The following is a 26307-nucleotide window of genomic DNA, read 5'->3' as shown; positions in this document are numbered from 1 at the left end:
CAATGACGACAAATACGTTGCCGAAACGCAGCGGACTATGGAAAAATGTTCTGTGGCTCGTCATTTTTTTAGTGGTATTGTTCGTTAGCGGCTCTATTTCTGGCGTTGATTTGGCACGGTTCTTTAGCAACAGCAGTCAAATGAATGTCATTTTACAAAAGATGGCTCATCCTGATTGGGCATATGCCAAAATCATTGTTGAGCCGATTTTGCAAACGATCCAAATGGCGATCATCGGTACAACCTTTGGTGCACTGGTGGCCTTTCCGTTTTCACTTTTAGCAGCACGAAATATCATGACGAATCATTGGATCAGCGGTTGTTTCCGTCTTGTTTTAAATATCATTCGGACAGTACCTGATTTGATGCTGGCGGCTTTATTTGTTGCCATTGTCGGAATCGGTCCCGTAGCCGGGGTGATCTCCATCTCTGTGTTTTCTTTTGGGATGATCACCAAATTGTTTTATGAGTCGATTGAAACGATTGATGAAGGTCCAATCGAAGCGATCACGGCTTCTGGAGGATCGAAGTTTGATATCATCCGCTATGCAGTCGTACCGCAAGTCATGAGCCATTTTCTCAGTTACTTGCTTTATGCCTTTGAGATCAATGTGCGGGCATCGACGATTCTTGGGTATATCGGCGCAGGCGGAATCGGTGTTTTCTTACAACGATCTTTAAGCCAGTTTCGATATGACCAGACGTCGATTATCGTCTTAGTGATTTTTGCAGTTGTTTTGGTGATTGATACCATCAGTAATAGATTAAGGGAGCGATTGTTATGATGTTGCCAGCAGAACCGAAAAAGAAAAAAATACGGAATTGGCTGATCGCAGTAGTCGTTATCTTCCTTTATATTTGGGCTTTCGCTGGTGTACCTTTTGCCGGCGTCAAAGAAAATGTCGGTCAAATTGTCGGCTCAATCTTTTATGGGCTGATTCATCCCGATTGGGACTATGTTTATACCGGTGATGGCGAAGATTTGATCAGCTTGATGATCGAAACCGTTGCGATCGCCTTTGTCGGGACCTTTTTGTCATCGATTTTAAGTATTCCTTTTGCCTTTTGGGCGGCGCGCAGCAAAAATAGTCCTCGCTGGTTATCGGGATTTGGGAAAATCGTACTGACGGCGATTCGAACGTTTCCAGAAATCGTCTTAGCCATTATGTTTATTAAAACAGTGGGTCCCGGATCCTTTGCCGGAGTGCTGGCGGTCAGTGTCCATTCCATTGGGATGTTGGCGAAACTCTATAGCGAAGCGATCGAGAACATGGATCACGGTCCTTCAGAATCGGTCGTTAGTGCGGGAGGAAGTCGTTGGGATGTATTAGGCTTTGCGACATTGCCGCAACTGATCCCAGAATTTCTATCTTTTACCTTATATCGATTTGAACTGGCTGTCCGTTCGGCTTCGATTTTAGGGATCGTAGGGGCAGGCGGGATCGGTACACCGATGATCTTTGCTATCAATGCACGTTCATGGAGCCGCGTGGGGATCATTTTATTGGGGATCGTTGTGACGGTCACGATCATTGATTTTATTTCTGGGCGCTTGCGTAAACGATTGGTTTAATAAAAGGAAGTGCGTACTCGAAAAAACACAGTCTAAATAGGCTGTGTTTTTTTGCAGCGGAGGAGTGGAGGTTGTTTAAGACAGTTTTTGTGAAACTTGTTATACTGGATTTATAGAAAATGAACCTAAACAAGGAGGCTGTTTTATGAAAGCATTATTGATTGTCAATCCAAGTTCTGGTGGTGAACAAGCGAAAGAATTTGAGAAGATGGCAGCAGACAAGTTGCGGGAAAGCTTTGCGGAAGTCGTAGTCAAACATACCGAAAAAGAAGGCGATGCCACACGCTTTGCCTCTGAGGCAGCAGCAGAATTTGACAGTGTCTTCGCAATGGGCGGTGATGGTACCGTCAATGAAGCGGTCAATGGCTTAGCCCCTCATGACAAACGACCAAAATTTGGTTTCTTTCCGCTGGGTACAGTGAATGATTTAGCTCGAGCATTAGCGATTCCACTAGATCCTAAGGAAGCCATCGAATCATTTGCAGTGGATCACACCCGCAAAATCGATATTGGGCAGGTCAATCAAGCTTATTTTACCAATGTGGTGGCGATCGGTATGATTCCAGCAGCGATCAACAATGTGGAAGCTGAAGAAAAAACCAAGCTGGGAAAAATGGCCTATTTTATTTCTGGTCTACGGGAAGTGCGGAAAAATGAAAGTCATCAGTTTGAAGTGATCGCCGAAAATAATGGTGAAAAAACGACGATCGCTGTGGAAAGTAGTACGATAATCGTTGGGTCATCGAATACGATTGGCGGTTTTGAATCTCTTTTACCTAAAGCGAGTACCGATGACGGAAAATTGCATCTGATCTACTTGAAGGATACGAATCTTTGGGAAACTGTCAAAAGTGTGCCTGAGCTTCTCAAAGGAGTTACGGAATCAAATGATGTTCTTGGTTATCAAACCTTTGCTAAAGCTGCGATTCGTTTGACAGATGGAACAACGATCGAAACGAATGTCGATGGTGATCCAGGACCTGAATTGCCAATCACAGTACAGGTGCTGCCACGACATCTCACCGTGTATTGCGGTGCTGAAAAAGCCCGCTAAATCATCAATTACTAGGAAACGATCCGCTAAAAGCGGATTGTTTTTTTTCTTTAGAAAGAGTATACTGGAAAAAATTTACTGAAAGAAGGGATTCTATGACGATACGTTCTGCCACCATTGCAGATGCCCAAGCCTTGACAGCAATCTATGCTTATTATGTAGATAATACACCGATTACCTTTGAAACGGAGGTGCCCACGGTTCAAGAATTCGCGGAACGCATCGCCAAGACCTTGAAACGCTACCCGTATCTCGTTGCAGAAGAGGCTGGTGAAATCGTCGGTTATGCCTATGCGTCAGCCTATAAAGAACGAGCAGCCTATGATTGGACCGTTGAAGTAACCGTTTATTTAGCCCCAGATGCCAAAGCAAAAGGGCTCGGTACCGCTCTTTACCAAGCGCTTGAGGAAAAATTAAAAGCGCAAAACGTGGTCAATCTGACTGCGTGTATTACAGGAGGCAATCAACAAAGCGAGGCTTTTCATGAGAAACTTGGGTATCGGAAAGTTGCTGATTTTGCGCATGTCGGCTATAAGTTCAATCAATGGCACGATGTGATATGGATGCAAAAAGAACTGCAACGATTTCCAGACCAGGTGCCAGCGTTCATTCCTAATGAAAAAGCCTAACGCATCCTGACTTTTGAATATCTTTTTTTGGCAAAATGCTTTATGCTGAAAGTAACAGGTGAAAATTTTTTCTATTGCTACTAAATGCAAAGCATTTTGTTTTTTCTATGTGGAAAAAAGTTGCTTTTTTATAGAAAAATGAGTAAAGTATTCAAGTGGAAAAACAAGGAGGCGAAGCTGTTGGGCAAGCGAATCGAACGTATCTATCAATATATCCTTGAAAACACGCGGAGCGGCTTAGGGGAGAAAAAGGGGTTGTCTACTTCGGAAGTTGCCGATCACTTAGCCATTCAGCGCAGTAATGCCAGTAAAGATTTAAATCAGCTTGTCAAAGAAGGACGCGTTGAAAAAAGTGATTCACGTCCTGTGCGCTATTGGGCAGCAGGTGTTGACGCAAGCAGTTCTGAAAAGTATGTCCCAAGCTATAAAGAAAATCGTCCCCAAAGGGAAAAAGCTTTCCCTCAGCGAGTACAAGGAAAACCTTCTGACCGGGATATTTTTGCGACAATCATTGGTGCCAATGGCAGTATGAAAAACGCCGTTGAGCAAGCCAAAGCAGCGATTTTGTATCCGCCAAAGGGGCTAAACTGCTTGATTACAGGTCCTACAGGTTCTGGGAAAACCTACTTTGCCCATGCGATGTTTCAGTTTGCCAAAAGCAATCAGGTGATTGCCGAGGATAAAGAATTGATTGTCTTTAACTGTGCGGACTATGCGAATAATCCGGAACTTTTGATGAGTCATTTGTTTGGTTATGTGCGAGGCGCATTTACGGGTGCCGATCAAGAGAAAATCGGTATTATCGATCAAGCAGATGAAAGTATGCTATTTCTCGATGAGATCCATCGCTTACCACCAGAAGGTCAGGAAATGATCTTTTACTTTATGGATCATGGAACCTTCAGTCGTCTAGGAGAGACGGGCAAAAACCATCAAGCGAATGTCCGAATCGTTGGAGCGACTACGGAAGACCCCAACTCAACACTCTTAGATACCTTCACCCGGCGGATTCCCATTAACATTCAATTGCCTTTCTTTGAAAAACGACCGGCGTCAGAAAAAGTCGACCTTGTTCGGGTATTAGTTGGGCAAGAGGCGACCCGCATCCAACGGACGATCACCTTGACAGAGGATGTGGTCAAAGCACTGATCGGCAGTGTTAGTTTTGGGAATATCGGACAATTGAAGTCGAACGTGCAGCTTGTTTGTGCTCGTGGATTTCTAAACCATATGCAGCAGGATGAAATTGAAATCGATTTATTAGATCTTCCAGAAGGGATCCGTTCAGGGTTGATCGTCTTGGGAAATCGTCGCAATGAGCTGGCAGAGCTTTCAAAGATCCTTGAACCGAAAATCAGTGTTCAGCCGAATCAAAACTTAAACAATATCCAATCAGATTCCTATGAATTGCCTTATAATCTTTACGATATTATCGGCGACAAGGCTGCTTTGCTAAAAGCAGATGGGTTAGACCAAGAGGCGATCAATCATTTTATCTCAACAGATATTAATGTTCACTTAAAGTCTTTTTATAAAGATCACGGGTTTTCCTTTAACTCGGTCAATAAACTAAGTGAATTTGTCGACCAGAAAGTGATCAGTGTAACAAATCAAATCTATGAGATGGTTCGACAACGCTTAAATTACGATTTTCAGCAAAACTTCATCTATGCCATGAGCTTACACATCAGCTCATTTTTGAAAAAAATCCATCTAGGAGAAGAACGACAAACCAATGACAATATTCGTCAGATGGTAGCTGACTATCCGCAAGAGTTTGAAGTCGCCAAAGAAGTCCGCGATTTTATTGGTGATAGTTTCCAAGTGGCGATTCCGGAGAGCGAATCTTATTATTTAGCGGTTCTTCTGGTTTCTCTTAGAACCTCTCATTCCTCTGGGAAAATCGGCGTCGTCGTTGCAGCCCACGGCAACAGCACAGCCAGTAGCATGGTACAAGTGGTCAAACAATTGCTGGAAGTCGATCAAGTTACCGCGGTGGACATGCCATTAGATATGCCACCAGCTGTGGCGTTGAAAAAAATCGTGGATAGTGTGCGTGCTGTCAATGACGGTAGCGGAGTGATCCTGTTAGTCGATATGGGGTCTTTAGCAACCTTTAATAATGAGATCCAGCGGGAAACAGGCGTGGCTGTGCGGACAGTCGACATGGTGACCACCTCCATCGTCCTTGAGACGGTCCGTAAAGCATCGGTTATTGGAACGGACCTCGATCAACTGTATGATTCGTTACGGAAGTTCCGTGGATATGGAGCGGTCACTGTGGAAGAACCAGTGACACAAAACCACCACCCTAAAGCGATCTTAGCGGTCTGTGCTTCAGGAAAAGGAACGGCGCAGCGTATCAAAGAATTGATCCAAAGTTCATTGTCAAAACGGCAAAACCAAAATGTTGAAGTGGTGACCTTATCGGTGGCGGATCTAAGAACGGATTTGGAACAGATTCAACAGCGTTATCGATTGATTGCTGCAACGGGGATCATCGATCCCCATATAGATGCGCCATTTATTTCGCTGGAACGTTTTATTGACCAAGATGTCGATCTTTTGTTAGATGATATCCTATTAGAGAACGATTTGAGTTTTGAAGATGAAGTTCAGCTGGATGACCAACAGGCGAAAGCAATCTGCGTCCAGTATCTAGAAGAAAACTTTACGTATATCAATCCGAAAAAAGTGGTCGATCCTTTATGGAAGTTCAGCCAGGAGATCATTCGTGATCTTGAATTAGGGCAAGCGCAGCAAGGCTTTTTGATCAACTTTGTCATGCATAGTGCAGGTATGCTGGAACGAATCATTTTGCGGCAGCCGTTGACAGTTGGGGAGAATGAGTTAGAGGCGATGCGTTCGGACCCACTTTACGCACTGCTTCATGTCCATGTCCAGTCGTTTAGTCGTTTGATGAATATTGAGATTCCTGATGCGGAAGAGTATTACTTGATGGAACTCGTAAAGAACCATCGGGACAAAGAGCAATACCAATAATCATGAAAAATAATACAGATACACTAAAAAAGATACAGTGTTTTTTAGTGTATCTTTTTTAGTGTATTATTCAAATGCTGATTCTTAAGGTTTTTTCAAGAATAGTGTATCGTAAAAACTTGGCACGCTTCTTGCTTCTATATAAGTGGATACAGGAGGTGATAGAAAAAAGAACAGATCCTCAATATGAAAAGCGGATCGATGGATGTAGGAGGCTTGCACAATGGGAATGGATATACGTCTTGCCCGAATCGACGATCGGTTGATTCATGGTCAGGTCGCCACAGCTTGGTCGAAAATGACTGGTATCAATCGAATCATCGTGGTCAGTGATGAGGTCGCAAATGACCAATTACGGAAGTTTCTCTTGAAAGAGGCTGCTCCACCAGGAATCAAATCCAATGTGGTGACAGTAGCAAAAATGCTTGAGGTGGCGCATAACACATTATTTAATACGCAAAAAGTCATGTTATTATTTACCAACCCTCAAGATGTCGTGACTCTGGTCAAAGGAGGCATTGACATTCGTTCCGTCAATATCGGCGGCATGAGCTTTTCAATGGGAAAACGGATGATCACTAATTTCGTGTCAGTCAATGATCAAGATCTTGCTTCATTGCTTTACTTGCAAAACCAAGGCATTGAAGTGGAGATACGCAAAGTTCCAGCTGATCGTAAAATCTTTTTGAAGGATATTTTGGAAAAAGAAGGTAGTCACCCTTAATTTTTTCGATGTTGTTTTTTCTTTCGTATTCGTGTCACATTTTTCAATTTTGATATAGGAGGTAAAAAGATGGTAGGAATTATCCTAGCAAGTCATGGAGAATTTGCTAACGGCATTTTGCAATCTGGTTCAATGATCTTCGGCGAACAAGAAAATGTTAAAGCTGTTACATTGATGCCAAGTGAAGGTCCAGATGACATCAAGGCAAAAATGCAAGAAGCAATTGCTACATTTGACGATCAAGAAGAAGTATTATTCTTAGTTGATCTTTGGGGTGGTACTCCTTTCAACCAAGCGAACAGCTTGTTTGAAGATCACAAAGACAAATGGGCAATCGTTGCTGGTATGAATTTACCAATGGTGATCGAAGCCTATGCTTCACGTTTTTCAATGAATACAGCGCATGAAATCGCTGCGCATATCGTTGAAACAGCTAAAGAAGGGGTCAAGGTCAAACCAGAAGAGCTTGAACCAGAAGAAGCGGCAGCACCAAAAGCAGTGCAAGACGATCAACCTAAAGGATCACTTCCTCCGGGAACTGTTCTAGGCGATGGCAAAATCAAAATCGTACTTGCACGTGTCGATTCACGTTTGTTGCATGGTCAAGTCGCAACAGCTTGGACAAAATCAGTCAATCCATCTCGGATCATCGTTGTTTCTGACGCGGTGGCAAAAGATGACTTGCGTAAAAAACTGATCGAACAAGCAGCTCCTCCAGGAGTAAAAGCGAACGTCATTCCAGTGGATAAAATGATCGAAGTTTCTAAAGACCCTCGTTTCGGGAATACGAAAGCTTTACTATTATTTGAAAACCCACAAGATGTATTACGCGCTGTTGAAGGTGGCGTTGACATCACTGAAGTGAACGTTGGTTCAATGGCTCACTCTGTTGGGAAAGTTGTTGTAAGTAAAGTATTGTCGATGGGTACAGATGATGTGAAGACATTTGAAGATCTAAAAGAACGCGGCATCAAATTCGATGTGCGTAAAGTACCAAATGACTCTCGAGACAACATGGACGAAATCTTACGCAAAGCCAAAAATGAATTGGCAAATAAATAGAAACGTATTCAACTAAATAGGAGGTCTATCATGACTATTATATCTATGGTATTAGTAGTACTCGTTGCCTTTTTAGCTGGTATGGAAGGGATCTTGGATGAATTCCAATTCCATCAACCGCTAATCGCGTGTACTTTGATCGGTTTAGTGACCGGTAATTTGGAAGCATGTATCATTTTGGGCGGATCATTACAAATGATCGCACTTGGATGGGCAAACATCGGTGCCGCTGTTGCACCTGATGCTGCATTGGCGTCTGTTGCATCTGCAATTATTTTAGTTTTAGGTGGACAAGGAACTGCTGGTGTTGATACAGCGATTGCCGTTGCAATCCCTCTAGCTGTTGCTGGTTTGTTCTTGACAATGATCGTTCGTACATTGGCTGTGCCAATCGTTCACTTTATGGATGCGGCTGCTGAAGAAGGCAACATTCGTAAAATTGAAATGTGGCACGTGATCGCTGTATGTATGCAAGGGGTTCGTATTGCGATTCCTGCAGCTGCATTGTTGGCAATCCCTGCTGCAACTGTTCAAAACTTCTTAGAATCAATGCCTGCATGGTTGACTGATGGTATGGCTATCGGTGGTGGTATGGTTGTTGCCGTTGGTTACGCAATGGTTATCAACATGATGGCAACTCGCGAAGTATGGCCATTCTTTATTATCGGTTTCGTTATCGCAGCTATCTCTGAATTGACATTGATCGCTATCGGTGCCTTGGCAGTAGCAATCGCATTGATCTACTTGAACCTAACTAAAATGGGTGGATCATCAAATGGAGGCGGCGGCAGCAACACTGGCGACCCTCTAGGCGATATCTTGAATGACTATTAGAATCGAAGGAGGAGAAAAAAATGGCAGAAAAAATTCAATTAAATAAAAAAGATCGTTTAGCCGTAGCATGGCGCTCTACCTTCATTCAAGGTTCATGGAACTATGAACGTATGCAAAATGGTGGTTGGGCATTCTCAATGATTCCAGCAATCAAAAAATTATACAAAACAAAAGAAGACCGTGCCGCTGCTTTGAAGCGTCACTTAGAATTCTTTAATACTCACCCATATATCGCATCACCAATCTTAGGTGTAACACTAGCGTTAGAAGAAGAACGTGCCAATGGCGCGCCTGTCGATGACGTAGCGATCCAAGGGGTAAAAGTTGGGATGATGGGTCCTTTAGCCGGTGTCGGTGACCCTGTGTTCTGGTTTACTGTCCGTCCGATGTTAGGTGCATTAGGTGCTTCTCTTGCTTTAGGCGGAAACATCTTAGGCCCAATCATCTTCTTCGTTGCTTGGAACATCATCCGTTGGGCATTTATGTGGTACACACAAGAATTCGGCTACCGTGCTGGTTCTAAAATCACTGATGACCTTTCAGGTGGTTTGCTACAAGATGTAACAAAAGGTGCTTCTATTTTAGGGATGTTCGTATTAGGGTCACTTGTTCAACGTTGGGTATCGATTTCCTTTGCACCAGTTGTCTCAAGCGTACCGCTTGATGAAGGTGCCTATGTCGACTGGGCAAACTTGCCTTCCGGTTCAGCTGGTTTGCAACAAGCCTTCCAACAAGTAGCTGAAGGCCGTGCATTGACTGATACAAAAGTAACAACATTGCAAAACAACTTGGATCAATTGATTCCTGGTTTAGCTGCACTATTGCTTACTTTGTTATGTATGTGGTTATTGAAGAAAAAAGTTTCTCCAATCGTCATTATTATCGGTCTATTCTTAGTCGGTATCGGTGGACACTTGATCGGATTGTTATAATCTTTTCAATGATAGGTGCTTGGGGAAACCCAAGCATCTTTTTATTTATTCGCCAAATATGCTGCAAACACGTATAATAGGTAACAATAAGACGATATAGAATGGAGTAAGCGCAAATGGTACAATCCCTTAATACAAAAGTTGATTTGACGATCGATGCTACGTCTTTTTTAGGTATCAATGAATACGGCAAAATCATGATCGGCGATAATGCCTTTGAGTTTTACAATGATCGTGACAAACGCAAGTTTATTCAAATTCCTTGGGAAGACGTCGACTATGTGATCGCTTCGGTCTTGTTCAAAGGACGTTGGATCCCACGTTATGCGATTCGGACCAAAAAGAATGGGACGTATACCTTCTCATCAAAAGAACCAAAAAAAGTTCTGCGGGCAATTCGCGAATACGTTGACCCAGATCATATGGTCCATTCTCTTGGCTTTTTCGATATCTTGAAACGGGCAATTACCCGTAGAAAATAACAAGAGAGCATATGTTTTTCCAATTGATTCTCAATGTGTTACCCTTTTTATAAGAAAGTTTAGGAGGGGTTATTATGCACTTTTTATGGACATTGATCGTGGGAGCGGTCATCGGGTCGATCGGCGGTGCTATCGCAGGAGAAAAACGCGGTTGCATTTTTGATATCGTGGCAGGACTTGTGGGCGCATCAATCGGACAAGGCTTATTCGGCACTTGGGGACCACAAGTGGCAGGAATGGCAATCGTGCCGGCAATCATTGGCGCAGTCATTTTCGTGGCAGTCGTATCGTTCTTTTTGGGACGTAAAAGATAATTATCAAAGAAGCAATCCATCGACTGGGTTGCTTTTTTTGTGCATTGAAGCTATCTAGAAGAGAGTAACGAGAGAGTAAACTAGAGTCTTTTTAAAATACCATTCTTTTCATTCGTATTGTTTGATTTTTTAGAAAACTTTTCGCTTACTTTCCGCTTTTTCTGGAAGTTTGTTATAATACTATCGTATAGAAAAAGAAAGTAGGGAACGATACATGTTAAGAGTCGAAAAATTACGCGAAGCAATGAGAAAAGATTCGATTGATGGGTTCTTGATCACCAGCCCATACAATTTGCGTTACTTGACAAACTTTACTGGTACAACTGGTTTAGCAGTCATTACGTTAGACAAAGCCTTTTTTGTAACAGATTTTCGTTATACAGAACAAGCAGCTGCTCAAGCCCAAGGATTTGAGATCGTAAAAAATAGCGGGCCGATTTTTGAAGAAGTTGCAACCATCTGCCAGAATGAAGAAATCAATGTCTTAGCATTTGAAGAAAGTTTCGTCAGCTTTGCTGAATACTCCATCTTAGAAGACTTGATCGAGGAATCATCACTAGCCCCTGTATCGGGGATGATCGAGGCTTTGCGGGAAGTCAAAGATGAGGAAGAGATCGCATTGATCCAACAAGCCTGCCATATCGCCGATCAAGGATTTGAACATATTTTGAAAATGATCCGCCCAGGAATGACCGAAATCGAAGTGGCGAATCAGTTAGATTTCTTTATGCGTTCATTAGGTGCCACAAGTGTATCTTTTGAAACGATCGTGGCTAGTGGTCTGCGTTCAGCAATGCCCCATGGAGTTGCCAGTGAAAAAGTGATCGAACAAGGTGATCTGATCACGTTAGACTTTGGCTGTTATTATCAAGGCTATGTGTCTGATATGACTAGAACCTTTGCAGTAGGCGATCCTGGCGATAAATTGAAGGAAATCTATCAAATCGTACTTGAAGCACAAGAAAAAGTCTTGGCAGCAGCAAAACCTGGAATGACCGGAATTGAACTAGATGCGATCGCTCGGGATCACATTGCTTCCTTTGGCTACGGAGATGCCTTTGGACATTCAACAGGTCATGGGATTGGTTTAGAGATCCACGAAGGACCAAATGTATCTTTCCGCGCTGATAAAGCATTTGTTGTCGGAAACGTCATTACAGATGAACCAGGAATCTATCTTCCAGGAATTGGCGGCGTTCGTATCGAAGATGATCTTTTGATCACCGAAACGGGCAATAAAGTGTTGACACATTCACCGAAAGAATTGATCATTCTCTGATTCATCGACCTTGTTTTTCAGAAAATTCATTGAGAATAGTGGGTTATTATAGATTCTCAGTGCAGAAAATGATAAACTTAGAGCGAGAAGAAACACTGTGCCATGGATGTTATTGATTGAATCAAGCGTTGGTTTGCTTCAAACGGAAAAACCGAGCGATTTTTTTACAAACCAGACGGTACAGCTGTTTAGAATGGAGGCAAAAACGTATGAATGAAGATAAAAACCTTGTATTAAATGCAAGTCCTGAATTAGGCGAGATCGTCATCGCGCCAGAAGTGATCGAGATCATTATTGGGATCGCTGCTTCTAAAGTTGAAGGTGTCTATGGGATGCGAGGAACACTGGCAAATAGTGTCACTGAATTATTAGGTCGCGCAGCTCATGGCAAAGGGGTCTACTTAACGATCGATGAAACAGGGATCAAAGTGGATATCTACTGCTATATCACTTATGGGATGTCAGTGCCTAAAGTGGCAATGGAGATCCAAGAACGGGTCAAACAGCAAGTCTTATTTATGACAGATGTACAACTGGCTGAAGTAAATGTTCATGTTGTGGCAGTCGTGCCAGAAAAAGTTGATTTACCAGACATCGAAGAATTATTTGGAAACGACGAGGAAGAAAATGAGTAAAGAATTATCACGGCATGAAATACGGAAAATGGCGTTACAAGCTTTATTTCCACTAGACTTTAACAAAGATTTAACGAAACAAGATGCCATCATGCATGCCATCGAGTTGGAACACCATGAATTGATTGATGAAGAACAAGAGCATTTTGTGCCTGTTTATTTAGATCAATTAGTGGCAGGTGTTTGTCATTACAAAGAAGCTTTGGATGAAGTCATTCAAAGTCATTTAAAAGCCGGTTGGAAAATCCAGCGTTTATCAAAAATGGACGTGACGATTTTACGAATTGCTTTGTATGAAATGATCTATGTGGATAATGTGCCGAATCGTGTGGCTTTGAATGAAGCGATCGAATTAGCGAAAACCTTTAGTGACGATCAGTCAAGAAAGTTTGTCAACGGTATTTTATCGACAGTCAATCAAGAGCTAGAAACAAAAAACAACCAAGTAAGTGAGTAATTTTCAGCCCTAACCATATCGATCAAAAAAGCACAGCTTTTTTTCGATCGAGTCAGAAACCGAACGATTTATGAGCAACCGCCTTGTTTTGACGGTCTTGCTTGATCGTTCGGTTTTTTCGCACATACTTTGTCGGTTTACCCTCGTATTTTCCGAAAAAAGGGAGCGTTAGACGGTGTTTTTCTTTTCAGAAAATGCTATGATAGAACACATGAAGAAGCAGATCGACAAACGATTGGTGCGTTTCTTTTTACAAACTAAGTCAGTATAATCAGGTTGGAGGAGTTGTCAGAATGGGTACATTGATCAATGGAAAAGAATTGGCTGAAAAAATGCAAGCAGCGTTTCTTTCAGAGACAGCATCACTAAAAGAGCAAGGTGTGACACCGGGATTAGTTGTTTTGCTTGTTGGAGAAGACAAAGCAAGTCAGACTTATGTGAAAAATAAAGAACTAGCTGCGGCGAAAATCGGCATTAATTCCCGTGTTGCCCGCTATCCTGAATCCATTACCGAGGCAGAATTATTAGCAGAAATCGAACAGTTCAATAACGATGACGCCTTTCATGGCATTTTGGTTCAACTTCCTTTGCCAAAACATATCAATGAAGAAAAAGTACTGTTAGCCATCAAACCAGAAAAAGATGTCGACGGCTTTCATCCAATCAATTTAGGAAAATTATTTGCCGGTGTACCTGACCGAATTCCTTGTACCCCTTATGGCATCATGAAAATGTTTGCTGCGTATGGGATCGAATTGGAAGGGAAAAATGCCTTAGTGATCGGTCGCAGCAACATTGTCGGAAAACCAATGGCGCACTTGCTCTTAGGGGCAAATGCCACTGTGACCATCGCTCATTCAAAAACCAAAAATCTGCCTGAGTTAGCGAAGCAAGCGGACATTTTAGTCGTGGCGATCGGCCGCGGTCATTTTGTCACAAAAGACTTCGTAAAAGAAGGGGCTGTGGTGATCGATGTAGGAATGAATCGGGATGCCAATGGCAAGTTGATCGGTGATGTCAAATTTGATGAAGTTGAACCGATCGCTAGCTATATCACCCCAGTACCTAGAGGTGTAGGACCAATGACGATCACGATGTTGATGGCCCAAACGATCGAGGCAGCAAAGGAGACAATGAAAAACTAAATGGCGCAAGAATATTTAACGGTGACCGCATTAACAAAATATATCAAGCGTAAGTTTGACGTCGATCCGTATCTAGAGCGGGTTTATTTGACGGGGGAGATCTCTAATTTTCGTCGTCGCCCCAATCACCAATACTTTAGTTTGAAAGATGATGGAGCAAAAATTTCGACCGTCATGTTCAAAGGCGCTTTTGACAAGCTGCGCTTTCAACCAGAAGAGGGCATGAAAGTCATGGCGGTCGGACGTATCACTTTGTATGAGGCAAGCGGAAATTACCAGATGGTGATCGATCACATGGAACCAGACGGTGTCGGTGCTCTTTATCAAGCCTATGAACAATTAAAGCAGAAATTGGCAGGGGAAGGATTATTTTCTGCACCGAAGCAGTCATTGCCGAAATACCCGAAACGCATCGCAGTCTTGACCAGTCCTAGTGGGGCGGTGATCAGAGATATCATCACGACGACCCAGCGGCGTTACCCCATTGCTCAGATCGTTTTGTACCCAACCGTGGTACAAGGCAACAAAGCTGCGGATGATGTGGTGAAAAATATCCAACGAGTCGAAGCCGATGGGACCTTTGATACTATGATCATCGGACGTGGGGGTGGATCGATCGAAGACCTCTGGCCTTTCAATGAAGAACGAGTGGCAAGAGCCATTTTTGATGCAAAAACCCCCATTATTTCTTCAGTGGGGCATGAAACCGATACGACGATTGCCGATTTAGTGGCGGATGTGCGGGCGGCAACCCCGACCGCCGCTGCCGAATTAGCGGTGCCAGTGCTGTCGGAGGAGATTTTGCGGATCGAAGAAAGACAAGCCCGATTAGAGCAAGCATTTATGCACCAGATCCAGTACAAACAAGAACGCTATCAGCGAGTGATTGGATCGTATGTTTTTCGTCAACCAGAGCGCTTGTATGAGGCACAGTCGATCAAACTCGATCAGTTGCAGCAGCGGATGCAGCAAGGCTTACAAACTTTGCTTTATGACAAGGATCGCCATGCACAGCAATTGATTTCACGGTTGGCACAACAACAACCAAAAGCGCGATTACAAGCCAGCAACCAAGAGGTCAGTTATCTTTCCCAACGCTTAACCAAAGCCATGAAAGATATCTATGCAGCAAAAGAAAATCAATTTGCAAATGCAGTCCAATCCCTTGATTTGCTAAGCCCACTAAAAATCATGGGTCGGGGCTACAGCTATACCACGAAAAATGAGCAGGTGATCAAATCGATTGATGCGATCGAGCCAGAAGATCAGTTGACGATCCATTACCAAGATGGCCAAGCACTTGTCGAAGTTATTAGTACAGAAGGAGTTAATCATGGCAAATCCAACATTTGAAGAATCATTACAAGAATTAGAACAAATCGTAACCCGTTTGGAACAAGGCGATGTTCCATTGGAAGAAGCGTTAGATGCTTTTCAAAAAGGCATGGTTTTGAGCAAGCAATGCAAGGATACTTTGAGTAAAGCGGAAAAGTCCTTAACAAAAATGATGACTGAATCCAACGAAGAAGTGCCTTTTGAAGAGGAAAACCAATGAGTGCCTTAACCGAATTCACAAAAGCGCACGCCTCTTTGATTGAAGAAGTCATGGAACGCTTTGTCAAAGAACACACCTCTGATCAACGATTGTTTGAAAGCATGCAGTATTCGATCCAAGCCGGCGGCAAACGCATTCGTCCGCTTTTATTGGCTGCAACAGTCGCCGCTTTTCACAAACCTATCAATACCGCGGTGTACCAGTGTGCGGCAGCCTTAGAAATGGTGCATACCTATTCGCTGATCCATGACGATCTGCCTGCTATGGACAACGATGATCTGCGCCGAGGCAAACCCACCAACCATAAGGTTTTTGGTGAAGCTTTAGCGATTTTAGCTGGAGATGGTCTTTTGACAGCTGCGTTTCAATTAGTCGCTATGGCGGAAATCGAAGCCAATCAAAAAGTCTTATTGCTACAGCAGTTAAGCAAAGCGGCGGGAACACAAGGCATGGTCGCCGGCCAAGCAGCTGATATTCAAGGAGAAAACCAAGCCCTTAGTCTTGAGGAACTGATGTTTGTTCACGAACGGAAAACCGGCGAATTGATTCGCTTTGCGGTGATTGCCGGTGGTGTCTTAGCCGACCAGACGGAAGAAGTTCTGCAAGAATTGGATCGCTTTGCCCAGCATATTGGGTTAGCCTTTCAAATTCGCGATGATCTGTTGGATGCTACTAGCACGACCGAAGAGCTAGGAAAAGTTGTCCGTCGAGATGACGAGTTGGCGAAAAGTACCTATCCTGCTTTGCTTGGCTTAGCAGGGGCGCAGCAAGCGTTGACAGAGGAATTATCCAAGGCTAAAGAAATTCTGGCGCAATTAAGTCAATACGGTCAATTTACACCGGATGTTTTATTGGCATTTGTGGAAAGATTTGAGATTCGAGGGAACGCATGAAGAAAGAACGAGTAGATGTTTTAGCTGTCCAGCAAGGCCTGTTTGAGACTCGCGAGCAAGCCAAACGAGGAGTGATGGCTGGATTGGTTTACAAAGAAAAAAATAATGAACGACTTGATAAACCGGGAGAAAAAATTGCTGCAGATACACTGTTACAGATCAAAGGCAAGAAGCTGCCGTATGTTTCTCGTGGTGGTCTCAAGTTAGAAAAAGCGCTCAAAGTCTTTGATTTTGACGTAACCGATAAAATCATGTTAGATATCGGCGCTTCCACCGGCGGCTTTACCGATGCAGCGTTGCAAAATGGTGCCAAAAAAAGCTATGCACTAGATGTCGGTTACAATCAGTTAGCCTGGAAGCTGCGGCAAGATGAGCGAGTGATCGTAATGGAACGGGTCAACTTTCGTTATGCAAAACCCACTGATTTCTTAGACGGTCTTCCTGAAGCCGCTACGATCGATGTTTCTTTTATTTCACTTAAACTGATTTTACCCCCGCTGTATGATATTTTGGTAGCGGGCGGCGAAGTGATGGCGCTGATCAAGCCCCAGTTTGAAGCAGGTAAAGAAGCGGTGGGGAAAAACGGGATCGTACGTGATCCCAAAACCCATGAACGAGTGTTGGAGGAAGTACTCACCTTTGCGCAAGAAACAAAATTTGATGTATTAAATCTAAGTTTTTCACCCATCACTGGCGGCGAAGGGAATATCGAGTTTATCGTACATTTAAAGAAAAGCCTACAAGAAGGTACCGCAGCAGGGATCGATATCCCGAAAGTTGTTGCATCAGCACATGAGACCTTTCATCAACCAAAATAAAGAATGGAAGAGAGTGGACATTTTACTTGTCGGCTCTCTTTCTTTCTTGCGCAAAATAGGATAAAATTAGTAGGAATTCATTCAGGAGGAACAAGAGATGAGAAAAAAAGAACGGCATCGCTTGATTACACGATTGTTAAGTGAACAAGATATTCAGAAACAAGAAGATTTTGTCGAGTTGTTAAAAGATCGCGGCGTCTCAGTCACACAAGCAACCATATCAAGGGATATCAAGGAATTGAAGTTAGTGAAAGTTCCTTCCCAAAAAGGCGGCTATCGCTATAGTATTCCACAAGAGACAACGGAAGACGTGAGTGGTAAACTAGATAAAATCCTAAAAACGGCGTTTGTTTCTGTCGATCGAATGGACAAATTTGTGATCCTGCGCACACTGCCCGGCAATGCCTCGGCTTTGGCGAATTTAATCGATAAACGTTATGCCAAGGAATTATTTGGCACGTTAAACGATGATGACAACGTCTTGATGATCACTAGAACAGAAGCAGATACTGAGAACCTATTCAGGGATTTCCAACGTTACGTTTAGAAGAGGAGGCAAGGGATGCTTTTAGAATTGTCGATCCAAAATTTTGCGATTATTTCCAACTTGCACTTATCTTTCCATGAGGGAATGACGGCACTGACAGGTGAGACAGGTGCCGGGAAATCAATTATTATCGATGCGATGGGTTTGCTAGCAGGCGGTAGAGGTTCCAGCGACTATTTGCGTCAAGGAGCAGAGAAATGTCGTTTAGAAGGGATCTTCGAATGGCCGAATCAGCAGGAGTTCAAAGAGTTGACCGCAGATTTAGGTATTGATGAAGAAGAAGTTTTGATCGTACAACGAGATATCTCTCAATCGGGGAAAAATATTTGTCGTGTCAATGGTCGAACCGTTACCTTGTCGGTTTTGCGTCAAATCGGTTTATTCTTAGTCGATATCCAAGGACAAAATGAGCATCAAGAGCTGCTGCAACCGGAAAAACATTTGGCATTGATGGATGGATTTGGGGATGATAGCTTTAAAGCGGAACTTGCGGATTACCGTCAAGCCTATCAAAGCTATTGCTCCTTAGAAAAACATGTCCGAACCATTCAAGAAAATGAACAGCTCTATGTGCAGCGAATGGACATGCTGCGTTTTCAACAAGAAGAGATCGCCCAAGCCGAATTGATGGAAAACGAAGAAGAACTGCTGATCGACGAACGGGAAAAACTCACGAACTATCAAAAAATCGTGGATGCCTTGGGACAAAGCTATGGTGCTCTATCAGCTGAGGAAGTCAATAGTTTAGATGGGGTCAGTGTGGCATTGTCAGAGATCCAGTCGATCGCCCATCTTGATCCTGCGTATGAAAAAATCAGTGAAGCGATCCAAAGCGCGTATTACTTGTTGCAAGATGCAGCCACCGATATTTCGCGACAAGTCGACAACCTTGAATTAGATGAAGGCCGACTGGAAGAAGTCATTTCACGGCTGGAAACGATTCGTCAATTGAAGCGCAAATATGGGGAGTCGATTCCTGTGATCCTAGCTTATTATGATGAGATCAGTAAAGAAATCAGCGAATCAGCCTATACGGAAGGTCAGTTGGAGCAATTAGAAGAAGAGCTTGCCCAAAAAGCTGAAGCAGTTTGGCAGCTGGCGGAAGCCTTGCACGTCAAACGTCGTGAATTGGCTCATCGTTTAGAAAAAGAAATCGTTCAAGAGTTAAAAGAGCTGTATATGGAACACGCGCAGTTTGAAGTACGGTTCGCACCTGGCTCAAAACAATTGAGTAGCAGCGGCTTTGATACTGTGGAGTTTTATCTGACCACCAACCCCGGTGAAGGCATGAAGCCGTTAGTGCGGGTTGCTTCTGGGGGAGAACTTTCACGGATCTTACTGGCTCTCAAATCAATTTTCTCTCGGAAACAAGGAATCACCAGCATTGTCTTTGATGAAGTGGATACTGGGGTTAGTGGCCGAGTAGCTCAGGCGATCGCCGAAAAAATCGCCAAGATCGCAGCCAATTCGCAAGTTTTGTGTATCACTCACTTGCCGCAAGTAGCTGCTGTAGCGGATAATCAATATTTTATTGAAAAAGCAATTCAAGAAGGACGGACGGAAACCCATGTCCGTAAACTATCTAAAGAAGAACGAGTGGCAGAGATTGCCCGTATGCTCTCAGGTGCAGAAATCACCGATTTAACGATCGAACATGCACGAGAACTATTGGCACTGGCACACCGATAAAAATTGGGAAACATTCGTAAAAAGAGTCAGGAGATGATGGGCCCGTAAGTTTCGTCTGTCATCCTTTCCTGATCTTCTTTTTTGCAGGAGGATATGATGAGAAAAAGAACAAAAGTTTTGATCGGTGTATTGATCACCGTTGTTATTTTAACTATTGCCGGTTGGGTCGGTTGGCAACAACTCCATTACCCCGCAGTGGATGCTGCAGTTACAGCTGCGAAAGAGGCAGATGATGAGGGAAATGTCCTTTATTTTGCTGGAGATGAAGAAAAGCCATTGGTTATTTTCTATCCTGGTGCGCTTGTCGATGCGGAAAGCTATAGTGTATGGGCAGCAGGTTTAGCTGAAAAAGGCTATCCTGTCGCGATCGTTAAAATGCCCTTTAACATGGCTGTTTTAGCAGGCAATCGTGCAGAAGCGGTTTTGAAAGAAATTCCCCATGACTCCTATGTGATAGGTGGTCATTCATTAGGTGGCGTCATGGCAAGCCGTTTTGCAGCGAATCAGTTGGCCGCAAATGACAAGGATTTAAAAGGGGTCTTTTTCTTTGCAAGTTATCCCGATGAAAAAGGTTCGTTAGCTGATCAATCGATTTCTGTGTTGTCACTATCAGGTAGTCAAGATCAAGTAGTAAATCAAGAAAATTGGCAAGCCGCCCGCAGCTTCCTACCAGATTCGACCATCTTCGAAACAATTGAAGGCGGCAATCATGCTGGCTTTGGTACTTATGGGTTACAAAAAGGAGAAGCAGCTGCTGATTTATCAAATGAAGCACAGCAAAAAGCCATCATTGAGCAGATGGCATCATGGTTAAGTGAATTAGAGTAAAAAAGACGGCAGAAGATGCATAGAAATGCTTCTTTCTGCCGTTTCGATTCAACAGACATTTTGGGGAAATGTTGATGAAATCGTGAAAACGCTGAACATAACAACATATTGTACTTGATTGGGGAAGCAAGATTAATAATTATGTTCTTTTAAAATACGTTTCCTCTCACAGTATAGCATAGTACACGTTCATGATGCACGTAATTTAATTAAGAAATCCTGTCATTTTATTTACAAAACAGTTATTTTGTAAAAGAAAAAAAGCGTTTTAAATAAACGGACAATCGTAGTCCCAGAAAAAAAAGCAAATAATAATTTTCATTAAATTCAACTAATGGTAAAATGAAAATAATTGATTTTTACAATCAATGACTTTCGAAAGTACAAGGAGCGTTATGATGAAAAAATTAAAACTTCTAAGTCCTATCATCGGATTGGTTATTTTACTCTCAGGATGTGCAAGCTGGGCAGATCGAGGAGAATCGATCACAGCAGTCGGGTCTTCTGCCTTGCAGCCACTCGTAGAAACAGTTGCGGAAGAATTTCAAAACTCAAATCCGGGACGGTTCATTAATGTCCAGGGGGGCGGAAGCGGAACTGGATTAAGTCAAGTCCAAGCAGGTGCAGTCGATATCGGGAATTCTGATTTGTTTGCAGAAGAAAAGCCGGGAATCGATGCGGATGCCCTCGTTGACCACCGGGTCGCAACGGTGGGTATCACACCGATCGTTAACAAAGGGGTCGGGATCACAGATATCTCTACAGAAGATTTAAAAAATATCTTCCTAGGAAAGATCACCAATTGGAGCGAAGTCGGCGGCAATGATCTACCCATTGTTTTATTGAACCGGGCGACAGGTAGTGGTACGAGAAGTACGTTTGAAAAATGGATCATGGATGGTGAAACAGCAATTCCTTCCCAAGAGCAAGATTCTAGTGGGATGGTTCGCTCGATCGTTTCTGATACACCAGGGGCTATTAGCTACGTTGCATTTTCTTATGTGACCGATGAAGTCAATGTCCTTTCAATAGATGGTGTTGAACCTACGATTGAAAATGTGACGACGAATGATTGGAAAGTTTGGGCGTATGAGCATATGTATACAAAAGGAGAACCAACCGGATTAACTGCTGAGTTTTTAGAATATATGCTTTCTGACGAAGTCCAAGAGCATATCGTTGGCGATCTAGGCTATATTCCAATCTCGATCATGCAGGTGGAAAGAGACTGGGAAGGCAACATTGTCGAATAATCTTTACACAAAATTTACACAAGCTTTAACAGAAATTGATGTTGAACCGATAAACTAATGGTTATGAGTTTAGTTTGATTTTTGAGGAGGAACCCTCGTGGAAAATGTAAAAGAAGTGTTAACAAAAAAATCTAAGCGCGCAAGAATGGAGCAAAGAGGAAAGCTGGTCAGCTTTCTATGTATCGCGTTGATTGTATTGGTTGTGATCTCCATTTTTTATTTCGTTGCTAGCCGAGGATTAGCGACATTCTTTGTAGACAAAGTCAATGTGTTTGACTTTTTGTTTGGTACCCAATGGAATCCAAGTGCTGTTGGTCCTGATGGCCAACCTTTAGTTGGTGCTTTACCGATGATTCTTGGTTCGTTCTTCGTAACGTTCCTATCAGCAATCGTTGCAACACCTTTTGCCATTGGTGCAGCCGTCTTTATGGTAGAAATCTCACCTCGTAATGGAGAGAAGATCTTGCAGCCGGTCATCGAACTTTTAGTCGGTATCCCTTCAGTTGTTTATGGTTTCATCGGTTTGTCTGTCGTTGTACCAGCAGTCCGCTCCGTTTTTGGCGGTACTGGTTTTGGGATCTTGGCGGGGACCTTTGTCCTGTTTATCATGATCTTACCGACAGTGACTACGATGACGGTCGATGCGCTGCGGGCAGTCCCTCGGCATTACCGTGAAGCTTCGTTAGCTTTAGGTGCAACGCGCTGGCAGACGATTTACAAAGTGGTTCTACGAGCAGCTGTTCCTGGTATTTTAACAGCGGTTGTTTTCGGAATGGCTCGCGCATTTGGGGAAGCATTGGCGATCCAAATGGTTATCGGTAATGCGGCATTGATGCCAACTAGCTTAGTGACACCAGCTTCAACATTGACTTCTATCCTAACGATGGGTATCGGAAATACGATCATGGGGACAGTCCAAAATAATGTCTTGTGGTCATTAGCCTTGATCTTGTTATTGATGTCCTTACTGTTTAACATTGTGATTCGCTTTATTGGGAAGAAAGGAGCCTTGAAATAATGAATGCGAAACGTTCAGATAAAATTGCTACCGGCGTCTTGTATGCCGTTGCTGGAATCATTGTATTGATTTTGGCTTCCTTATTACTGTACATTTTGGTTCGGGGGGTTCCCCATATCAATTGGGAGTTTCTGACTTCTTCTTCAAAAGCGTACCAAGAAGGTGGCGGGATCGGCATCCAATTGTTCAATTCCCTTTACTTGCTTTTAGTAACAATGATCATTAGCTTCCCGATTTCTTTAGGAGCAGGGATCTACTTATCCGAATATGCAAAGAAAAACTGGTTGACGGATATCATTCGGACATCAATCGAAATCTTGAGTTCACTGCCTTCTGTGGTTGTCGGTCTCTTTGGTTTCTTAGTCTTTGTTATCCAGTTTGGTTATGGCTTTTCAATCATTTCAGGTGCTTTGGCATTGACTTTCTTTAATTTGCCACTATTGACGAGAAATGTGGAAGAATCTCTACAAGCGATTCATTACACGCAGCGTGAAGCGGGCTTGTCTTTAGGCTTATCACGTTGGGAAACTGTCACACGCATTATTGTTCCAGAAGCAACACCAGGGATTTTGACTGGGGTCATTCTAAGTTCTGGTCGGATTTTTGGTGAAGCGGCAGCGCTGATCTACACTGCAGGACAAAGTGCACCGGCCCTTGATTTTACAAACTGGAATCCATTGAGTGTTTCCAGCCCGATCGGTCTTTTCCGACAAGCGGAGACGCTAGCAGTCCATATTTGGAAAATCAATACAGAAGGTACGATGCCTGATGGCGCTCAAGTTTCAGCCGGGGCTTCGGCGGTATTGATCATTGCCGTCTTGCTATTTAACTTTGGCGCCCGTGCAGCTGGCAAACGGTTGTACAAGAAAATGACGTCAGCATAAGGAGAATGACAGTATGAACGATTACAATTGGGACGATCGAAATATCATTACCTTCGATAAACCAGAAGACGTGGCGCTTTATACCACTGACTTGCATGTATGGTATGGATCAAATGAAGCCATCAAAGGCATTGATCTACAATTTGAAAAAAATAAAATCACCGCATTGATCGGACCTTCCGGTTGCGGAAAATCAACGTATCTGCGTTCTTTGAATCGAATGAATGATGGGATCGCAAACACGAGAGTCACAGGAAACATCATGTATAAAGGAGTCGACGTCAACACAAAAGAAGTCGATGTCTTCGAAATGCGCAAGCGGATCGGCATGGTTTTCCAACGACCAAATCCTTTCAGTAAATCGATCTATGACAATATTGCCTTTGCTTTACGTCGTCATGGAGAAAGAAACAAAAAGAAATTGGATGAAGCAGTCGAAACCAGCTTGAAACAAGCGGCTCTTTGGGACCAAGTAAAAGACAGTTTAGACAAAAGTGCTTTGGCATTATCTGGTGGGCAGCAGCAACGTCTGTGTATCGCTCGAGCAATTGCGATGAAACCAGATATCTTACTTCTAGATGAACCAGCCAGCGCCCTTGACCCCATCTCGACCGGGACAGTGGAAGAAACCCTCATCAACTTGAAAAACGACTATTCAATCATCATCGTGACCCACAACATGCAGCAAGCTGCTCGGATCAGCGATTATACTGCCTTTTTCTACTTAGGAAATGCGATCGAGTACGATGAGACCCGTAAGATATTTACTCGTCCAAAAATTAAAGCAACAGAAGATTACGTATCCGGTCACTTTGGCTGAGCCGATTCGATCAGTAAACGGAGGCAAAACAATGGCAGAAGAAATTATTACATCGAAAGATCTGCATTTATACTACGGAAAAAAAGAAGCATTAAAAGGAATCGACCTTTCCATTAAACAAGGCGAGATCACTGCGATGATCGGTCCTTCAGGTTGTGGGAAATCGACCTACTTGCGTTCTCTTAATCGAATGAATGATTTGATCCCTGGTGTGACAATTACAGGAAGTGTTGTCTATAAAGGGAAAGACATTTATAGTCCGAAGCAAGACATCGTTGATTTGCGTAAAGAAATCGGGATGGTTTTTCAACAACCGAATCCATTTCCCTTTTCAATTTACGAAAATGTGATTTATGGGTTAAAATTAAAAGGAGTCACCGACAAAGCGATTCTTGATAAAACAGTGGAAGAAAGCCTGAAAGCAGCGTCTGTCTGGGAAGATGTCAAAGATAAGCTTCACCAAAGTGCGCTATCTTTATCCGGTGGACAACAGCAGCGGGTATGTATCGCTCGGGTATTGGCTGTCGATCCAGAAATCATTTTGCTGGATGAACCAACCAGTGCGTTAGACCCAATTTCATCTGGGAAAATCGAGAATACCCTTTTGGCACTGAAAGAACGCTATACCATGATCATCGTGACTCACAACATGTCACAAGCTTCAAGAATCTCAGATAAAACCGCGTTCTTTTTGGACGGCAACTTGATCGAGTTCAATGACACGAAAAAAGTGTTCCTAAGTCCAAGCAAAAAAGAAACAGAAGATTATATCTCAGGAAGATTTGGTTAGGAGGAAAAGGGATGTTGCGTACACAGTTTGAAGAAGAATTATTAAATCTACACAATCAATTTTATGAGATGGGTATGCTAGTCAGCAGTGCGATCCACAAATCCGTACGAGCATATGTTAGACATGATAAAGCAATTGCTCAAGAAGTGATCGAAAATGATTTGGCGATCAACAATATGGAAGTTCGTTTGGAGAAAAAGAGCTTTGAAATGATTGCTTTGCAACAACCAGTAACCACCGATCTACGAATGATCATTACTGTAATGAAAGCCAGCTCTGACTTGGAACGAATGGGAGACCATGCAGTATCGATCGCGAAGTCAACGATTCGGGTCAAAGGTGAAACACGGATCGCCGAAATCGAAAAAGAAATTTCTGATATGTCGGATTATGTCAAGAAAATGGTCGATAATGTTTTAGTTGCCTATGTAAAAACCGACCAAGAAGATGCCCGTATGATCGCCCAAATGGATGATCGGGTCAATGAGTATTACAAAGATATCTATTACAAAACGATCGAGAGTATGAAAGAAAATCCGGAAACCGTTGTTAGTGGAACCGACTATTTATCTGTTGCTCAGTACCTAGAACGTATCGGTGACTACGTAACGAATATTTGTGAATGGATCGTGTATCTTGCTACTGGGAAAATCAGTGAATTGAATACCAACCGTACGGAAATGATCTAAGAAACCAGCTTAGATTCTTGATCACTTATCTCTTTTATTAGAGATGGGACGGACCGTCGAAAGAAGTTGACCTTCGGGAAACAACTTCTCTCGGCGGTCTTTTTGATGTGAAGCAAGTGCTACGGATGATTATGATTCATTGAAAAGGATCGTTAGTTTTTTACTAAGAGTTACAGAAGTAAGCATGCTTTTGACCTTCCATGCATTGAAAAGTCGATTATTGATTGAGTAGCGGCCAACAGCGGAAAAAACTGTTGTGAATGACCTCGAAAATCCTTCACAGTAGCAGTTTTATTCCTCAGAGTTGTTACTAGCTGAAACTTTTGTTTCCAATGGTTTTTCGTGGTACTGTTAAGATAAGGAAGATCGTTTTCTGCCTAAAGTAATCAAGAAGAAGTGC

28 protein-coding genes are annotated in these 26307 nt (G+C 43.0%); all 28 read left to right on the top strand.

The annotated features are described in order from the left end of the window. The first annotated feature begins 2 nt into the window (after positions 1 to 2). Positions 3 to 785 carry a phosphonate ABC transporter, permease protein PhnE gene (gene phnE, locus CO692_RS01225; protein ID WP_096741311.1) on the top strand — a complete coding sequence of 261 codons (783 nt, stop codon included), beginning with the start codon at positions 3 to 5 and terminating at the stop codon, positions 783 to 785. Further along, a complete protein-coding gene (gene phnE, locus CO692_RS01220) occupies positions 782 to 1573 on the top strand; it encodes a phosphonate ABC transporter, permease protein PhnE (protein WP_096741310.1) in 792 nt (263 codons plus the stop codon). Before phnE (CO692_RS01225) ends, phnE (CO692_RS01220) begins: the two co-directional genes overlap by 4 nt. Before the next feature lie 145 nt (positions 1574 to 1718). Further along, complete coding sequence (locus CO692_RS01215) at positions 1719 to 2627, top strand: diacylglycerol/lipid kinase family protein (protein ID WP_096741309.1); 909 nt, start codon at positions 1719 to 1721, stop codon at positions 2625 to 2627. 95 nt (positions 2628 to 2722) lie between these two features. After that, positions 2723 to 3256: a GNAT family N-acetyltransferase gene (locus CO692_RS01210; RefSeq protein ID WP_081118061.1), complete on the top strand. Its 534-nt coding sequence runs from the start codon at positions 2723 to 2725 to the stop codon at positions 3254 to 3256. A 180-nt stretch (positions 3257 to 3436) separates the two neighbouring features. Further along, on the top strand, positions 3437 to 6259 hold the full coding sequence (locus tag CO692_RS01205) for a sigma-54-dependent transcriptional regulator (protein ID WP_096741308.1): 2823 nt from the start codon (positions 3437 to 3439) through the stop codon (positions 6257 to 6259). Between the two features lie 229 nt (positions 6260 to 6488). Next, positions 6489 to 6983 carry a PTS system mannose/fructose/N-acetylgalactosamine-transporter subunit IIB gene (locus CO692_RS01195; protein ID WP_026008065.1) on the top strand — a complete coding sequence of 165 codons (495 nt, stop codon included), beginning with the start codon at positions 6489 to 6491 and terminating at the stop codon, positions 6981 to 6983. A gap of 69 nt (positions 6984 to 7052) precedes the next feature. Further along, on the top strand, positions 7053 to 8045 hold the full coding sequence (locus tag CO692_RS01190) for a mannose/fructose/sorbose PTS transporter subunit IIA (protein WP_096741307.1): 993 nt from the start codon (positions 7053 to 7055) through the stop codon (positions 8043 to 8045). Between the two features lie 30 nt (positions 8046 to 8075). Then, the gene (locus tag CO692_RS01185) at positions 8076 to 8879 is read left to right on the top strand and encodes a PTS mannose/fructose/sorbose transporter subunit IIC (protein WP_081118064.1); all 804 of its coding nucleotides are present in this window, start codon (positions 8076 to 8078) and stop codon (positions 8877 to 8879) included. Positions 8880 to 8899: 20 nt separating this feature from the next. Further along, positions 8900 to 9811, top strand: coding sequence for a PTS system mannose/fructose/sorbose family transporter subunit IID (locus tag CO692_RS01180; protein ID WP_005235347.1), 912 nt, complete (start codon positions 8900 to 8902; stop codon positions 9809 to 9811). A gap of 116 nt (positions 9812 to 9927) precedes the next feature. Beyond that, positions 9928 to 10293, top strand: coding sequence for a DUF956 family protein (locus tag CO692_RS01175; RefSeq protein ID WP_005235348.1), 366 nt, complete (start codon positions 9928 to 9930; stop codon positions 10291 to 10293). A gap of 74 nt (positions 10294 to 10367) precedes the next feature. Then, positions 10368 to 10607 (top strand): GlsB/YeaQ/YmgE family stress response membrane protein, encoded by a 240-nt coding sequence (locus tag CO692_RS01170; protein ID WP_005225767.1) that lies wholly within the window; start codon positions 10368 to 10370, stop codon positions 10605 to 10607. 214 nt (positions 10608 to 10821) lie between these two features. Next, entirely contained in the window at positions 10822 to 11886 is a 1065-nt protein-coding gene (locus CO692_RS01160; protein ID WP_096741306.1) for a M24 family metallopeptidase, read from the top strand. Positions 11887 to 12095: 209 nt separating this feature from the next. Continuing rightward, complete coding sequence (locus CO692_RS01155; RefSeq protein ID WP_005225770.1) at positions 12096 to 12521, top strand: Asp23/Gls24 family envelope stress response protein; 426 nt, start codon at positions 12096 to 12098, stop codon at positions 12519 to 12521. Continuing rightward, a complete protein-coding gene (nusB, locus tag CO692_RS01150) occupies positions 12514 to 12978 on the top strand; it encodes a transcription antitermination factor NusB (protein WP_005235350.1) in 465 nt (154 codons plus the stop codon). Before CO692_RS01155 ends, nusB begins: the two co-directional genes overlap by 8 nt. A gap of 293 nt (positions 12979 to 13271) precedes the next feature. Further along, positions 13272 to 14123 (top strand): bifunctional methylenetetrahydrofolate dehydrogenase/methenyltetrahydrofolate cyclohydrolase, encoded by an 852-nt coding sequence (locus tag CO692_RS01145; RefSeq protein ID WP_077454331.1) that lies wholly within the window; start codon positions 13272 to 13274, stop codon positions 14121 to 14123. Further along, positions 14124 to 15476 carry an exodeoxyribonuclease VII large subunit gene (gene xseA, locus CO692_RS01140; RefSeq protein ID WP_096741305.1) on the top strand — a complete coding sequence of 451 codons (1353 nt, stop codon included), beginning with the start codon at positions 14124 to 14126 and terminating at the stop codon, positions 15474 to 15476. Continuing rightward, positions 15457 to 15678, top strand: a complete 222-nt coding sequence (locus tag CO692_RS01135) for an exodeoxyribonuclease VII small subunit (RefSeq protein WP_005235356.1) — start codon at positions 15457 to 15459, stop codon at positions 15676 to 15678. The genes xseA and CO692_RS01135 overlap by 20 nt, the downstream gene beginning before the upstream one ends. Next, on the top strand, positions 15675 to 16571 hold the full coding sequence (locus tag CO692_RS01130; protein WP_096741304.1) for a polyprenyl synthetase family protein: 897 nt from the start codon (positions 15675 to 15677) through the stop codon (positions 16569 to 16571). Before CO692_RS01135 ends, CO692_RS01130 begins: the two co-directional genes overlap by 4 nt. Continuing rightward, positions 16568 to 17389: a TlyA family RNA methyltransferase gene (locus CO692_RS01125; protein ID WP_077454328.1), complete on the top strand. Its 822-nt coding sequence runs from the start codon at positions 16568 to 16570 to the stop codon at positions 17387 to 17389. The genes CO692_RS01130 and CO692_RS01125 overlap by 4 nt, the downstream gene beginning before the upstream one ends. 97 nt (positions 17390 to 17486) lie before the next feature. Further along, positions 17487 to 17936: an arginine repressor gene (argR, locus tag CO692_RS01120; protein WP_005235362.1), complete on the top strand. Its 450-nt coding sequence runs from the start codon at positions 17487 to 17489 to the stop codon at positions 17934 to 17936. Positions 17937 to 17951: 15 nt separating this feature from the next. Then, a complete protein-coding gene (gene recN / locus CO692_RS01115; protein WP_096741303.1) occupies positions 17952 to 19625 on the top strand; it encodes a DNA repair protein RecN in 1674 nt (557 codons plus the stop codon). Between the two features lie 96 nt (positions 19626 to 19721). Beyond that, complete coding sequence (locus CO692_RS01110; protein WP_175632080.1) at positions 19722 to 20453, top strand: alpha/beta hydrolase; 732 nt, start codon at positions 19722 to 19724, stop codon at positions 20451 to 20453. Positions 20454 to 20851: 398 nt separating this feature from the next. Then, positions 20852 to 21706, top strand: coding sequence for a phosphate ABC transporter substrate-binding protein PstS (locus CO692_RS01105; protein WP_086292174.1), 855 nt, complete (start codon positions 20852 to 20854; stop codon positions 21704 to 21706). Positions 21707 to 21803: 97 nt separating this feature from the next. Next, a complete protein-coding gene (gene pstC / locus CO692_RS01100) occupies positions 21804 to 22724 on the top strand; it encodes a phosphate ABC transporter permease subunit PstC (RefSeq protein WP_077454324.1) in 921 nt (306 codons plus the stop codon). After that, on the top strand, positions 22724 to 23608 hold the full coding sequence (pstA, locus tag CO692_RS01095) for a phosphate ABC transporter permease PstA (protein ID WP_077454323.1): 885 nt from the start codon (positions 22724 to 22726) through the stop codon (positions 23606 to 23608). The genes pstC and pstA overlap by 1 nt, the downstream gene beginning before the upstream one ends. 13 nt (positions 23609 to 23621) lie before the next feature. Then, the gene (pstB, locus tag CO692_RS01090; RefSeq protein ID WP_005225783.1) at positions 23622 to 24428 is read left to right on the top strand and encodes a phosphate ABC transporter ATP-binding protein PstB; all 807 of its coding nucleotides are present in this window, start codon (positions 23622 to 23624) and stop codon (positions 24426 to 24428) included. A 31-nt stretch (positions 24429 to 24459) separates the two neighbouring features. Beyond that, entirely contained in the window at positions 24460 to 25218 is a 759-nt protein-coding gene (gene pstB, locus CO692_RS01085; RefSeq protein WP_077454322.1) for a phosphate ABC transporter ATP-binding protein PstB, read from the top strand. Positions 25219 to 25229: 11 nt separating this feature from the next. After that, positions 25230 to 25907 (top strand): phosphate signaling complex protein PhoU, encoded by a 678-nt coding sequence (phoU, locus tag CO692_RS01080; RefSeq protein ID WP_008378477.1) that lies wholly within the window; start codon positions 25230 to 25232, stop codon positions 25905 to 25907. The last annotated feature ends 400 nt before the right edge of the window (positions 25908 to 26307 follow it).

This window comes from Enterococcus sp. FDAARGOS_375 (genome assembly GCF_002393265.1).
Taxonomy (GTDB): domain Bacteria; phylum Bacillota; class Bacilli; order Lactobacillales; family Enterococcaceae; genus Enterococcus_D; species Enterococcus_D innesii.
Note: the sequence above shows the minus strand (reverse complement) of the source record. Positions and strands in the feature narration are given on the sequence as shown.